Source organism: Empedobacter sp. UBA7248, assembly GCF_002472945.1.
Lineage (GTDB): Bacteria > Bacteroidota > Bacteroidia > Flavobacteriales > Weeksellaceae > Empedobacter > Empedobacter falsenii_C.
Genome location: NZ_DKSU01000014.1, coordinates 18,154 through 32,878, shown reverse-complemented (window position 1 = coordinate 32,878; position 14,725 = coordinate 18,154). Strand labels below are relative to the sequence as shown.

Sequence of the window (14,725 nt, the reverse complement as noted above, 5' to 3'; positions counted from 1 at the left end):
AAAAATTATTTTGTCCCGTACAAACGATCTCCAGCATCACCTAAACCTGGAACGATATATCCATTTTCATTCAATTTTTCATCCAAAGCAGCCAAGAAAATTGGAACTTCTGGATAAACATTTTGTACTGCCTCCACTCCTTCTGGACAACCAACTAAACAAGCCAAACGAACAGATTTCGCTCCTTTCTCTTTTAGAATTTCGATTGCTTTGATTGCAGAACCTCCAGTTGCTAACATTGGATCAACCAAAATCACATCGCGAGAATCTAAATCAGTTGGGAGTTTACACAAGTATTCAACTGGTTGTAATGTATCATGATCGCGGTAAAGCCCAATATGACCAACTTTAGCTGTTGGAATTAATTGATGAATTCCTTTTACCATTCCCAATCCAGCACGTAAAATTGGAACAATAGCCATATCATTTCCTTTTAATTTGTAACCGATTGTTTTGATAATTGGCGTTTCAACTTCTACTTCTTCAAGCTCGATGTTACGTGTAATTTCATAACACATTAAACCTGAAATTTCGTCTACTAATTCACCAAATTCTTTCGTTGTTGTGTTTTTATCACGCATTTGCGTAATTTTTGCTTTTACCAACGGGTGAGTAATGACTGTTAAATTATCTTGTTTCATATTTGTTTGTATAATGGTGCAAAGTTACATTATTTGAAGTAACATTTAGCTGAACTTTTGCACCCATTTTTAGCGCAACATTGTGACCTGTATGCCCTGCAGGAAATCCGAAAGCTACTGGAATATTTAATTTTTTTGTAAAACTATGAACGACTTCATACGTTTTTGGATCGAATGGATGATTGTAGTTATCAGCATTTTCTTCTTCCGTATCCATGTGCGTAAAGTTTCCTAAAATAATTCCTTTTACATGAGTAAGAATTCCGTTGCGTTTAAGATTCATCAAGATTCGATCAACTGCATACCAATTCTCGAACCAATCTTCTAAAAATAAAATCTTATCCGAAGGATTTGTAATCGCAGATTCGCTCCCCAAAAGTGAATACACAATTGAAAGATTTCCTCCAATTAATTCTCCGTTTGCTTCACCTAAATTATTGTAAACATTTGATTGAATTTCGTAATTAATTTCATGTCCAAACAACGCTTCGTAAACACTTTGATAGGATGTTGGATGATATTCGGTATTTGCTAATTTCTTCGCTGTAACACCATGAATTGTCTGAAAACCTAATCGGTTAAAATGATTGTGAAAAACAGTGATATCAGAATAACCAATAATCCATTTTGGAGATTGTTTGAAATTCGTTAAATCTAATTCATCGATAATTTTTACTGAACCATATCCACCACGCGCGCACCAAATCGCTTTGATTTCAGGTTCATCCAACGCCCATTGAAAATCTTCGGTTCTGATTTCATCTGTTCCAGCATATTTGTAGCCAAAATCATATTCAGCATAAATATTTTTTCCTAGTACAGGAATCAATTTCCACGATTTTATTAAGTCTATTGCTTCATCCAACTCGCCTTGTAACATTCGTTTTGCTGGCGCAACAATTGCTATTTTATCACCTTCTTTTAGAAAATCGGGTTGAATCATTTTTCTATAAAATTTTAGTAAAGGTAAACACAAAAAAAAGACGAACTACAAGCGTTCGTCTTTTTGTTATGATAATGAAATATTTCTTAGAAATTATAAGTTACACCTGCATTCCAAGTTCTTCCATTCCCCCAGAAGTAACCGTAGTTATCTTTACGAGAAATGTATTGATCATTGAATAAGTTTTTGATGTTACCTCTAAATTTAATAGATTGACTATTTGTAATTTTAAAGTTGTAAGACATTCCTAAATCTACTGTAGCAAATGGGCTAATACTTGCATTTTTGTAAGCATCTCCTTTAATATTTGCTTTTGCTACATCAGCTACATTTACATTTTCATATAAACGAGCGTAGTAGTTGAAGTCTGTATCAAAAGATAAAGCTTTTGTTACTTTAACTTTAGTACCCATACCAAATGTAAATTGTGCTGCATTACCAACTCTTACACCGTCTAAGTTACCTTTTCCATTTTCTGATCCAGCAACAATTTCTTGCGTATCTGTATCTTGAATTTGATATGTGAAAGCTCCTTGGTATCTCCAATCTCCTGCAGAAGCATAACCTCTAATTGTCCAATCACGCGTTACTTTAGCATCAAAATCAACCTCTAAACCTTTGTGTACTTGAGATAAATTATTTAATAAATAACGAACATTAGAGTGTACTAAACCATTAGCATCTGTAAAATCTCTATCGTTGTAAGTATCTGCTCTATTATCCCATTCAGTGTAATATGCATTCACATTAACTCTTAATGTACGAGTTTTGTAACGGTAACCTGCTTCAACACTTTGAATCTCTTCATTTTTAACTGTTGGATCTACAAAAGTAACTGTATTACGTACAAACATATTATTTAAATATGGTTGACGAGAATATTTACCTCCATTAACAAAAACACTATTTTCTTTATTTAAATTGATAGAGAAACCAGCTTTTAAATTATAACCAATTTCTGTGCGCTCACCTGAATAAGCTTTACCGTTTTTGAATTTGATACCTTGTTTTTCTGCAGATTCTGCAGTATAGTTCCAGTTATCATATTTTTCATACTCTTGCCAAGATAAAGCACCTTGAAAGAATGCTGAGAATAATTCGTTTGAGTATTCAGCTTGTCCAAAGAAACCTTGGTAGTTAATTCTCTCTGAATTATCAAATCCAATTCTCTCACTATGTTTAGCTCTATTGAATAAAGAATTCCAAGGGCTTGAGCTGAAAGTTTTATTAACAACATAATCTGAAGAACGTTGTACATTAGATGCAGCACGACCAGAAGCTCCTAATAAATTATTTAATTGTTGATAGTGTTCCCCTTGGTAGAAACGTAAATCTGTACCTACATTAAATACAAAACCTTTTTTTGTATCAAAAGTTAAGTTAGAAACTCCTCCGTACCAAAAGTGATTATTTACTGAAGAAGCTAAAACAGTTCCGTTATTTCCATTAGAAATTCCATCTTTTAATTCTTGATTCTTCGCTGCTATTACATCCCAATCAATTTCTCCATTAGATTTATAACCTCCATCAGTATATCCAGGACCATTACCTAAAGTACTTGTTCCTCCTCCTGTACCAGTAGATGCATAAATCACTGTAGACAAAGACAAGTTTTCGTTAATTGTAAAATCCCAGTTTAAGTTAGCTACTGGTTTATGATAATAGTTTGTTTTAGCAGATAAAGATTCTCCATTATAGAAACCATAGTTAGAGTTTCCTAAGCGACCCGTAATATCATAACCTGGAGTTGCAATAATACTTTTATTTACACCATTAACTTTAATATTACGATATTGAGTATCCATTGGTTTAGAATAGTTCTGACCATGTTCTTGTGGAGCACCAAAAATCATAAAGTTGAATGTATGACGTGCATTTGGTTTGAAACCTACAGAAACAAAGTAAGATTGACCTTTACCTTCTGTTCCACGTGCAAAACTTCTGTGAGCAGACCAGTTATCAAACATAAATGAAGCACCCCATTTACCTTTCATACCTGTATTATAACCAATAGTTTGTTTTTGGTATGAATCGTTACCTGTTAAGTAACGTACAAAACCTCCTTCTTTTTTCTCAGTAGCTTTTGTTACGATATTTACAGTTCCTCCAACAGAAGAAATAGCTAATTTTGAAGATCCTAAACCACGTTGAGAATCAATAACATTTGCAATATCAGAAACAGACTGCCAGTTTGACCAATATAAACTACCGTTATCCATTCCGTTGATTGGTTGCCCATTCAATAAGAAAGCAGTATTTGATTGATCAAAACCACGCATATACATTTTTGCATCACCAAAACCTGAAGCTTGGTCCGCAACATAAATAGATGGCGAATTTTTTAATAATTCTGGAAATTCTACATTTCCAACTCCTTTATCAAGGATTTCCTCTCTTGTAATAACTGTAGAAGCAACAGGAGTCTTACGATTCTCTGTTACATCGATTACACCTTTACCAATGATTAATGTTTCACTTAAAGATACATTTTCGTCTTGTTCAACCTTTGTAGAATCTGTTGGTTCAACAACTTGAGCGAAAGATAATGATGCCGTTAAGGCAAAAGCTCCTACTAATAAAAGCTTTACTGAGTTTAACCTCATCTTATGAAATAGTTTAAATGTTTACCGCTGCAAAGGTGCAATGTTTAAATGTTAAAACCTTCAAAAAAGATAACTAATATAGAATAATTATTACACTAAAAATAAATTTTAAATAAATTTAACACTTACCATTCTTTTAAGTGCATATAATAATATTTTAACCACATAATTACATTAATTATAAAAAAACAATATAAATTTTATACAATATTTTATTAATAATTAGAGATATAAAAATATTTAAGAATTAATATACAGCACTAAATGTATAAATATACAATAAACTAATTTATTTAGAACCAGTACAAACTAAAATTTATATAATTATATCATTTAACTTATTAATTTACAGCAAGCACCAAAAAAAGCGGACTTAAAAATAAGTCCGCTTTCATAATATAATAAGTTTTATTAATCTTAAAGAGTAATTTTAACAGAAGCACTCCATGTTCTTCCGTATCCGAAATAAACTTGGTTGTTTACGTTAATTCCTTTATATGTATCAGCTCCTTTGTAATCTGCTTGATAGTTTGTAGTTGCTTCAGAAATATAAATGTGGTTAAATACATTGTTTACGTTGAAACGTAAAGTTAATCTATTTCTGTTAGTCAATTTATAGTTCCAAGTAATACCAGCATCCATAATATTGTAAGATGGTAATTCTAAGTTTCCAGAACCATTATCTTTTGTATTTGCATTAACTGCTGTAGTTCTAGATCCGTATAAATCTCCATTATATCTATAATCTGCATCAACAGAAAGACCTTTCAAGAATTCGTAAGCTACTCCTAAACCGAATTGTGTTTGAGCTGCATCACCAACTTTTAATCCATTTAAATCTTCCTTCGTAGTTTTCAATAAGTTTTGACTCTCATCATAAACATTTGAAATTGTAGCACCTTTGTATTTCCAATCTCCTAACGAAGCAAAACCTTTAAATTCTAATGTTCTAAGAGGCTTGTAAGACATCTCTAATTCTAAACCTTTGTGTTCTTGTTTTACACCTTGGTTAACAAAATATACATAAGACCCTAATGGAGCTGTTGGATAAGTTGCTTGATTGTTAGCTGTAACCTCTGTTGAAGATCCAGTTACACGGTTTTCCCAAGTTGTATAATATGCATTTAAGTTTGCCCAGAAATTTCTAGATTTAAATTTATATCCAAGTTCTAAACCTAAGATTTTTTCGTTTTCTGCATTTCTATTTACATCATTTTTGTAGTTCATGAATAAATTATCATGAAATGGTTGACGAGAATAATATCCTGCATTAGCAAAAACTTTATGATTATCTGCAATTGTATAACTTGCTCCACCTTTTACATTATAACCCCAGTTATTTAGTTTCTCAGACTTTTCATTTGCTGCATCGTATTGAAAATAATCCCAACGTTGATTCGATTGATTAGAAACTGCTCCTTGGAAGAAAGCTGAAAAATTATCTTTCGCATACTCTATTTGAGCAAACATACCACCATAGTTAATTCTTTCACTATAATCGTAAGACCATTTTTGTAAAGCGTTATCTGTAAAGTCACTTAATGCTTTCCAAGGATTAGTAGAGAAAGTTTCACTCACTTCATATCCTTTAGGATAACGTTTGTTTCTTGTCTCAAACATATAATCACCTCCCATTAAGTTAGATAACTGTTGGAAGTGTTCTCCTTTATATGTTCTTAAATCAAATCCTACATTTAAACTTAATTCGTCTGTAAATTTGTGATTTAAGTTAGATACTAAACCATACCATTGGTGGTTATTTACAGATTGACGAATACCATAACCTGATCTTCCGCCAGCAGCTAACTGTTTATCATACATCTCTTGGATTTTTTTCAATCCATTTTCATCTCTACCTGGTGAAGTTGTTGGATATGCTTTATCTGTTGTTGTAGCAGTTCCAGTTCCTCCTCCACGTCCCCATGAAGCATATAATACTGTAGATAAAGATGTTTTATCATTAATATCCCAATCCCAGTTTAAGTTAGCAATTGGTTTGTGATAGTAGTTTCTTCTTTCGTTGAATAACTCACCATTTAAGTAACCTGTATTGTTGTTGTATTTACGACCGTATTTTAATAAATCTGATAAAGATTTAGAATAGTTTTGGTCATGCCATTGAGGAGCACCTGTAAATAATAAGTTTAATGTGTGTTTTTCTGAAGGTTTGTAACCTAAAGAGATGAAATAGTTTTGACCTTGACCTTTAGTACCGTCATTGTATCCGTTACCTTGCCAGTGTGTCATCATTACAGAAACACCAAATTTATTGTTGATTAAACCTGTGTTATAAGCCAATGTCGTTTTGTAGTAATCATCATTTGCAATACCTGCACTAAAGAAACCTCCTTCTTTTTTCTCAGTAGCTTTTGTTACGAAGTTGTAAGTACCACCAACTGATGAAATAGCTAATTTAGAAGATCCTAAACCACGTTGAATCTGAACTGCATTTGCAATATCTGTCATACCAGACCAGTTAGACCAATATACTTTACCATCTTCCATACCATTAATCGGTTGTCCGTTTAACAAGAAAGCAGTATTTGATTGATCAAAACCACGAGTAATAACACGAGAATCTCCGAAACCTCCCGCTTGTCCAGCAACATAAATAGAAGGTGTATTAACGAAAGCTTGCGTGATATCATTAGCTCCTACTTTTTGTTCAATAACTTCTTTTGTTATCGTTGTAGCTGCAATTGGTGTTTTACGATCATCTGCTAAATCGATAACCCCTTTACCAATGATTAATGTTTCTCCTAAAGATACATTTTCGTCCTGTTCAACCTTTGTAGAATCTGTTGGTTCAACAACTTGGGCGAAAGATAATGATGCCATTAAGGCAAAAGCTCCTACAAGTAAAAGCTTAGTTGAGTTTAACCTCATCTTATGAAATAGTTTAAAAGTTTACTTCCGCAAATTTCTATACTTTAAATGAGATTATTGTTAAATTATGGTAAATTTTTACAAAAACCACCATCAACTTAATTATTAATTATTACATCAATTTTTAAAAAGAATATTTTTTATTAAAGTAATAAATTAGACAATATAATTATATCAATTTTTAAAGATTATTTAACGATTAGTCGAAAATTAACATATAATGAAATCTTAATTTTTAACATTAATTTTCTTCATTCCCTGATTTTTTTTCAGTGTAAGGAAGAAAATAGAATCAAAACCTTCTTATTTAGAATCAGTATTAATAAAATACTATTGAATAACATTTTTATTTATAGAATAATACTAATATAATTTTAATAATTTATACTAATACACAATACTAGTAACGTTAAAACGACATTATTAGTATGATACAATTAAGATAATACTTAAAATGTTAAAGAAATCAAACTTTCACAGCCTTTAAACTCAAGTCAAAGTTAGGAGCAGAATGAATAATTGCGCCAGAAGAAATAAAATCAACACCAGTTTCGGCAATTGCACGAACAGATTCTTTTGTAATTCCACCCGAAGCTTCAGTTTTTACTTGTCCATTTATATATTGAACAGCTTCTTTCATCGTTTCGAGATCAAAATTATCCAACATAATAAAATCAACATTTGCCTCCAAAGCTTCTTTTACCTCATCCATATTGCGCGTTTCCACCTCTATTTTTAGATGTAAATGATGTTTTTCCAAATAATCTTTGGTTTGCGCAACTGCTTTAGTAATATTTCCACAAAAATCGACATGATTATCTTTTAACATCACCATATCGTATAATCCAAAACGATGATTTTCTGCTCCTCCAATCTTAACAGCCCATTTTTCTAACATACGAAAATTAGGTGTTGTTTTTCTTGTATCCAAAATTTTGGCATTTGTTCCGCTTACCAATTCCATCATTTCGTGCGCATAAGTCGCAATACCAGACATTCGCTGCATGCAATTCAAAGCTAATCGCTCGCAAGTTAAAATTGATTGTGACGACCCTTTCACTTTGAAAGCAATATCACCAAATTGAACTTTATCGCCATCATTTATATATTGTTCTATTTTTAAAGATGGATCAAACGTATCGAAAATAATTTTTGCTAATTCAATTCCAGCAATTATTCCGTTATCTTTTACTTTTAGTTCTGCTTCTTGAATTGCATCATACGGAACCGACGCTAACGTTGAATGATCGCCATCACCAACATCTTCTAAAAAAGCTTGACGAATAAAAAGTTGTAATTTTTCTTGTGTGATATATGGAGGAAAATTCATTATCTATATGTTAAGGATGCAAATTTTGATTGATTAAATTCTTTCTTGGTTTTGTATTCATAATACTCGGCCCAAGTACCGTTTTCTTCACGCACAACTGTAATCAACACTTGTACTGAAGGATCATTTTCGAAGAAATTTTTGATTTGAAGTTTATATTCTTTGTCATCAATTTTACCTTTTGTAATGTCAATTGCTCCAGATTTGAACGCCGAATCAAAAGCAGTTGCATAAGGATCAATAGAAGCCATTTCGAAAAGATTAGAAAACTTTCCTAAATAATATTCCCGACTTCCATTATTACCAAAAGTTGTTAAATTAAATTCTTTATCAATTCTTACTTCAATCGTTTCTTCATCAGTTTTTAAAGTAAACAATACACGATTTTCTGAAGGGAAAGTTTCAAAATCATTATTTTTTTCTGCCGATTCGTAACGTAAAGGCATTGTATATTTCATCGCAACCGCTTTTCCATCAACTCCTTTTGCAGGCGTTATTTTCAGATTAGCTCGTTCCATTTTATTGTTCAACAAAACTAAACTCGACAATGCTACACTATTAAAAATTGGATTTGAACCATCAGTCGAGACATCATCAAAATTACCATCTTCATTAATTTTAAAACCTAATTTGGATTGAGCAGTTTCGATATGAAGATAATCAGCAATATTAGAAAAGAATGAAATTTGAGTTTGAATATCTTGATTCAAATTTTTGTTCATACAAGCCTGTAGTTCGCTATTCTCTTTGAGATTTTCGCAACCAAAATAAACAACAGCTTTCTTAGTTTCTTTACCAAAAGTCAAACTTACGTTTTGTTTTTCTTTCGAATTTTGAGCAAAAGAAAAACTTATTGCAAAACATGTAACGAACAGATATAACTTCTTCATTAATTAAAATCTTTGTTGTAAAAAGTTCCTCGATTTTCTTTTTGATTAATACTTTGATCAATGATTAAATGTGCTACATCAACCAAATTTCGAAGTTCTAAAATTTTAGGTGAAACAATCGTAAAATAATAAATTTCGTTGACCATTTTCTCAATTTCATTGATACGATTCTGTGCAATTTGCAAACGATTATCACTTCGTACAATTCCGACCAATTCGCTCATCATCGCTTGTAATTGTTTGCGTAAATAAGAAATCAATACTAATTCTTCTTGCACTTTCATCCCTTCTTCGTTCCATTCTGGAAACTCAAAATTATAAATCGAAAATTGATTATCATTTAACAAATCGACCGTTTTTAACGCTGCACGATGACCAAAAACCATTGCTTCTAACAACGAATTCGAAGCCAAACGATTTGCACCATGCAAACCTGTATTCGAACATTCGCCAACCGCAAACAAATTCTCAATAGATGTTTTTCCTTCTAAATCGACGTCTATTCCACCGCACAAATAATGCGAAGCTGGAACAACCGGAACCAATTCGGTAAACATATCGTAACCTTCGGATTTACATTTTTCGTAAATATTCGGGAAATGCTCCAAGAATTTTTCTTTCTCTAAATGTCGACAATCAATATAAACATAATCATCTCCACGCAATTTCATTTCGTTGTCAATCGCACGCGCCACAATATCACGCGAAGCCAATTCTTCACGTTCATCATATTTATGCATAAACAATTCACCATCTTTCGTACGCAATTTCGCACCAAAACCACGAACAGCCTCCGAAATTAAGAACAATTGCCCATCAAACTCACTGTAAAAAGCTGTTGGATGAAACTGAATAAATTGCATTCCAGAAACGGTTGCTTTCGCACGTCGAGCCAACCCAATTCCGTCACCAGTTGCAATAATAGGATTCGTCGTATTTTTATAAACATGACCAACTCCGCCCGTTGCTAACAAAGTTACTTTAGCTAAATGTTGCTCAACTTTATCTGTATTCAAATCTAAAATATACGCACCAAAACATGTCGTTTTCTGAGCTATATCACGATTCAAATGATGTTCTGTAATCAAATCTACCACAAAATGATGTGTAAAAACCTGAATATTTGAATATTCTTTGATCGCTTCTAACATTGCGCGCTCAATTTCCCAACCTGTCACATCTTTGTGATGAACAATTCGGTTTTCGGTATGTCCACCTTCACGGCCAAGGTCATAAATTCCTTCATTATTTTTATCGAAACGAACGCCCCAATCTATAATTTCATTGATTCGTTCTGGCGCTTCTTTTACGACAACCTCAACCGCTTCCAACTTACACAAACCATCTCCAGCACGAAGCGTATCTTCAATATGCTTCTCGAAACTATCTTTCTCGAAATCACTCACAACAGCGACTCCACCTTGCGCATATTTGGTATTAGTTTCGTCTTTATTTGCTTTGGTTACAATGGTAATTTTTGCATCAGGATTTCGAATCGCAATTTTCAGCGCATAAGAAAGTCCTGCAATTCCAGAACCAATGACTAAAACATCTTGAATAGCCATTATTTTATTTTTTCTGATAAATCTAACATTCTATTAATTGCAGCTAATGCTTTCACTCGCAATTCTTCTTCGATTTGTATTTCTGGCAATTCATATTTCATGCACAGATATAATTTTTCTAATGTTGATAATTTCATATAAAAACATTCAGAACAATTACACGATTCATCTTGAACTAATGCTGGAATTAATGTTTTATTCGGAGCAAGTTTTTGCATTTCGTGTAAAATTCCTTCTTCCGTTGCCACAATAAATTCTTGTGCATCATTTTCTACCACATAATCTAACAAACGAGAAGTTGAACCAATAAAATGTGCAAACTTCAATAAATCTTCTTGCGCTTCTGGATGCGCAATTAATTTTGCATTTGGATGATCTGCCATTTGTTGTGCAATTCGTTCCAATGAAAACGCTTCATGTACGATACAAGCTCCATCCCACAAAATCATTTTGCGATTACAAACTTGATTTAAGTATCGACCTAAATTACGATCTGGCGCAAAAATAATTTCTTGATCTTCTGGCAACGAATTAATAATCGCTTCCGCATTCGAAGAAGTGACAATAATATCTGATTCTGCTTTAACACCCGCATCACAATTGATGTAACTTACCACAATCGCATTTGGATGTTGCTCACGTAAACCACGTAAACCTTCTGCCGAACATGAATCTGCCAAAGAACAACCTGCTTTTGTATCTGGTAAAACCACTTTTTTAGACGGATTCAGAATCTTTGCGGCTTCCGCCATAAAATGAACACCACAAAAAACAATCATATCAGCTTCAGTTTTTGCAGCTGCACGTGCCAATTGCAATGAATCACCTAAATAATCTGCTAAATCCTGAATTTCTCCTGACTGATAATAATGCGCCAAAATCACCGCATTTTTCTCTTTACGTAATTTATTGATTTCCGCAATCAAATCGGTTCCTTTTGGAATTTCTACATCCAAATAACCTTTATAATCTAGTTTCTCTATCGCTTGTTCTAATGTATTCATTTGTGAGTGGTTTTATTTTATACCTAATTGCTTTTTCACTTCTTTTGACAACGCATCTTTGTGCACTGTAAAAGCAATTGATTTCATTCTGAAAAATGGTTTCGACATATAAATATGTCCATTATTTCCTAAATCTGTTGTTCCCCAAGAATTTTTTACATCATAATATTGATTTCCCAATTGATCTTTCAAAATCCCCGTAATATGCATTAAATGGTCATCTTCTGTCGAATAATCTTCAAAACCTTTTTGACGCTCATCAGCCGTCACCCATTTTTCAGGTAAAATCTGAACAAAATAATCTGATTCTAAACCTTCTGAAGGCCAAATTGCCATTCCATACTTTTTAGAAAATGTTTTTTCAGAAACATCTGTATCAAAAGCTGCTGTATATCCTTTATATAACGCTTCGTCCAAGACTTTCATGTATTCATCTAACGGTAAATTATAATATGAACCATTTGAAAAATTATCTGGCACTTGTAAAATAAATTGTGAATAATATGGCGCTTGCTGAAAAGATGTTAATGTGACATAATCATCTGGATTAATTTTCAAAAATTTTGCAAATTCTTGTGGCGTATATTCTTTTCCTTCGAATTTGAATTTTGTCGGAGGAACACCTAATTTATCATTCAATTTTTGATCAAATTTTGATTTCCAATCTGCTGTTAAATATTTTTTAGGATTTTTTACAATCGAATCTAATCCAACTTTCAAATCCTTTACCAACATTTCGTGGTTATGTTTCACATCTGTTCCATTCGCAAAACCTGCATAAACTTCGTTTGGAACCAATCCATTTTTACGAACCGAGTTTAATACATCATGCGACAAACCTCCTTCACTAAATTGCGCTTTTCCTTGGCGATATACATAATTATACGCTTTTACAGGATAAGTAAAACGCACATTATACATTTCCGATAAATCGACATCTTTTCCTGTCAAACGCTTCACTTCCGATTCTAAAAAAGAAGTTGTCGAAAATGACCAACAAGTTCCCGTTTTTCCTTGCGAAATAATAGGAAGTGCAGAATTATTAACTAATTCTTTGAATTTGAAAGGCGTTTCTTGTGCCGAAACCAACATACTTACAAAAGCGATGCTAGCGAATATATATTTTTTCATTTGTGTTTGTATAGATTTCAAAAGTAAAGTTATTTTATGAAGTTTTCATCTAAAACGGCTCCAAATTGAATGTTTCTTAATTAGAAAAATTATTTCAGAATTTATAATATTTCACTTTTCGAACAAATTATAAATCAAATCAGTATAAATATTCAATTTTTATTCATCTTAAAATTAATTTTCGTGAAAATGCCATAAATGACTCAAAAACCTATTAACTTTGCTCAAACATTACACAGATGCAACCAAGAGAAGATTTTTTATTGAAAGCTTACGAGCTGGGAATTATAAAATTTGGAAATTTTACTTTAAAAAGTGGTATAGAATCTCCTTTCTATGTCGATTTAAGACCTTTAGCTTCGAGTCCACAATTACTAAAAACTTTAGCAAATAACTTATTAGATTTAGTTGAAGATGTAGAATACGACTTGATTTGTGGTGTGCCTTATGCAGCTTTGCCAATGGCGACTACAATGAGTTTAACATCGAATATTCCTTTGATTATCAAACGTAAAGAAAACAAAGGTTATGGAACTAAACGTATGGTAGAAGGTGTTTTTGCGGAAGGACAATCTTGTCTTTTGGTCGAAGATGTAATTACTTCTGGACAATCTTTGTTAGAAACAATTGATCAAGTTGAGCGCGAAGGTTTACGTGTAAAAGATTTGGTTGTTGTTTTGGATCGTGCGCAAGGTGGTTCTGAAAAATTAAAAGAGCAAGGTTACAATGTGAAAACGTTATTTACAATTCACGAAGTAATCGATATTTTACATAAATATCACCGTTTAAGTGATGATGAAGCGAAAAAAATCAAAGACTTTTTAGCTCTACCTCCAGAAGCGGTTCCTGCAAAACAACGTATTGCATTGGAAAACAAAAAAATTGTACATCCAGTTGGAAAACGTTTGGTTGAATTAGCATTGAAAAAACAATCTAACTTAATTGCTTCTGCAGATTTAATTACTTCTGAAGAAATTACAGATTTCGCTAAAAAGGTTGGTGATCATATTGTTGCGTTAAAATTACATTCAGATATTATTCAAGATTTTTCGGATAACTTAATTGTTGAGTTGAAAAAAATCGCACGTGAAAAAGAATTCTTATTATTCGAAGATCGCAAGTTTGGAGATATTGGAAATACGCAAGAATTACAATTTAAGAAATCGATTTACAAAATTTCTGATTGGGCAGATTTAGTAACTGTTCATCCAATTGGAGGTTTAGAATCGTTAAAAGTTTTCGAAAATACCGGAGTTATCACAATTGTTGAAATGTCTTCGAAAGGAACATTGACTGATGATTATTACTTTACAAAGGCAATTAATGTTTCAGAACAATCTGGAAATGTTTTGGGAGCTGTTGCGCAACGCCAAATTCCTGATAACTTGTTATTGTTTACGCCTGGTGTTAATATTTCTTCAACTGGAGATAGCAAAGGGCAACAGTACAATACGCCAGAATTAGTTTTCAAAAATTACCACACAGACTTTATGATTGTTGGTCGTGGAATTTACAAAGCTGCTGATGTAAAAACTGCTGCAAAAGAATACCAAACGTTAGGTTGGGTTTCTTACTTACAAAGTTTGAATGACTAAGATTTAGATTTTATAAAATAATCCACAAAACCAGTAAGCTAATTTACAGCTTACTGGTTTTTTTTATATTTTTTGAAAAAATTTAGTTTTAGATTCTACAAATTCTTATATAATAGATTCTTTTTCAATTATTCGAA

The 14,725-nt window shown here is 32.4% G+C and carries 10 protein-coding genes; 1 reads left to right on the top strand and 9 read right to left on the bottom strand.

From position 1 onward, the window contains the following. Window positions 1–5 precede the first annotated feature (5 nt). The 9 genes from upp to B4A23_RS12455 form a co-directional block, all read right to left on the bottom strand. A complete protein-coding gene (upp, locus tag B4A23_RS12495) occupies window positions 6–641 on the bottom strand; it encodes a uracil phosphoribosyltransferase (protein ID WP_125349581.1) in 636 nt (211 codons plus the stop codon). Continuing rightward, complete coding sequence (locus B4A23_RS12490) at window positions 628–1,584, bottom strand: S66 peptidase family protein (RefSeq protein ID WP_291120522.1); 957 nt, start codon at window positions 1,582–1,584, stop codon at window positions 628–630. Before B4A23_RS12490 ends, upp begins: the two co-directional genes overlap by 14 nt. 86 nt (window positions 1,585–1,670) lie before the next feature. Beyond that, a complete protein-coding gene (locus B4A23_RS12485; RefSeq protein ID WP_291120520.1) occupies window positions 1,671–4,187 on the bottom strand; it encodes a TonB-dependent receptor in 2,517 nt (838 codons plus the stop codon). 417 nt (window positions 4,188–4,604) lie between these two features. Then, complete coding sequence (locus B4A23_RS12480; RefSeq protein ID WP_286486562.1) at window positions 4,605–7,073, bottom strand: TonB-dependent receptor; 2,469 nt, start codon at window positions 7,071–7,073, stop codon at window positions 4,605–4,607. A 466-nt stretch (window positions 7,074–7,539) separates the two neighbouring features. After that, window positions 7,540–8,403 carry a carboxylating nicotinate-nucleotide diphosphorylase gene (gene nadC, locus B4A23_RS12475; RefSeq protein WP_291120518.1) on the bottom strand — a complete coding sequence of 288 codons (864 nt, stop codon included), beginning with the start codon at window positions 8,401–8,403 and terminating at the stop codon, window positions 7,540–7,542. After that, window positions 8,403–9,293, bottom strand: coding sequence for a hypothetical protein (locus B4A23_RS12470; protein WP_291120516.1), 891 nt, complete (start codon window positions 9,291–9,293; stop codon window positions 8,403–8,405). The genes nadC and B4A23_RS12470 overlap by 1 nt, the downstream gene beginning before the upstream one ends. Continuing rightward, window positions 9,293–10,858 (bottom strand): L-aspartate oxidase, encoded by a 1,566-nt coding sequence (nadB, locus tag B4A23_RS12465; RefSeq protein WP_291120514.1) that lies wholly within the window; start codon window positions 10,856–10,858, stop codon window positions 9,293–9,295. Before nadB ends, B4A23_RS12470 begins: the two co-directional genes overlap by 1 nt. Next, window positions 10,858–11,862 (bottom strand): quinolinate synthase NadA, encoded by a 1,005-nt coding sequence (gene nadA, locus B4A23_RS12460; protein ID WP_038337116.1) that lies wholly within the window; start codon window positions 11,860–11,862, stop codon window positions 10,858–10,860. Before nadA ends, nadB begins: the two co-directional genes overlap by 1 nt. Before the next feature lie 12 nt (window positions 11,863–11,874). Continuing rightward, entirely contained in the window at window positions 11,875–12,993 is a 1,119-nt protein-coding gene (locus B4A23_RS12455) for a C1 family peptidase (RefSeq protein ID WP_038337115.1), read from the bottom strand. Window positions 12,994–13,232: 239 nt separating this feature from the next. On the opposite strand from B4A23_RS12455, the gene B4A23_RS12450 reads away from it, so the two are divergent. Beyond that, window positions 13,233–14,588 (top strand): orotate phosphoribosyltransferase, encoded by a 1,356-nt coding sequence (locus B4A23_RS12450; protein ID WP_125349589.1) that lies wholly within the window; start codon window positions 13,233–13,235, stop codon window positions 14,586–14,588. Window positions 14,589–14,725: the final 137 nt, after the last annotated feature.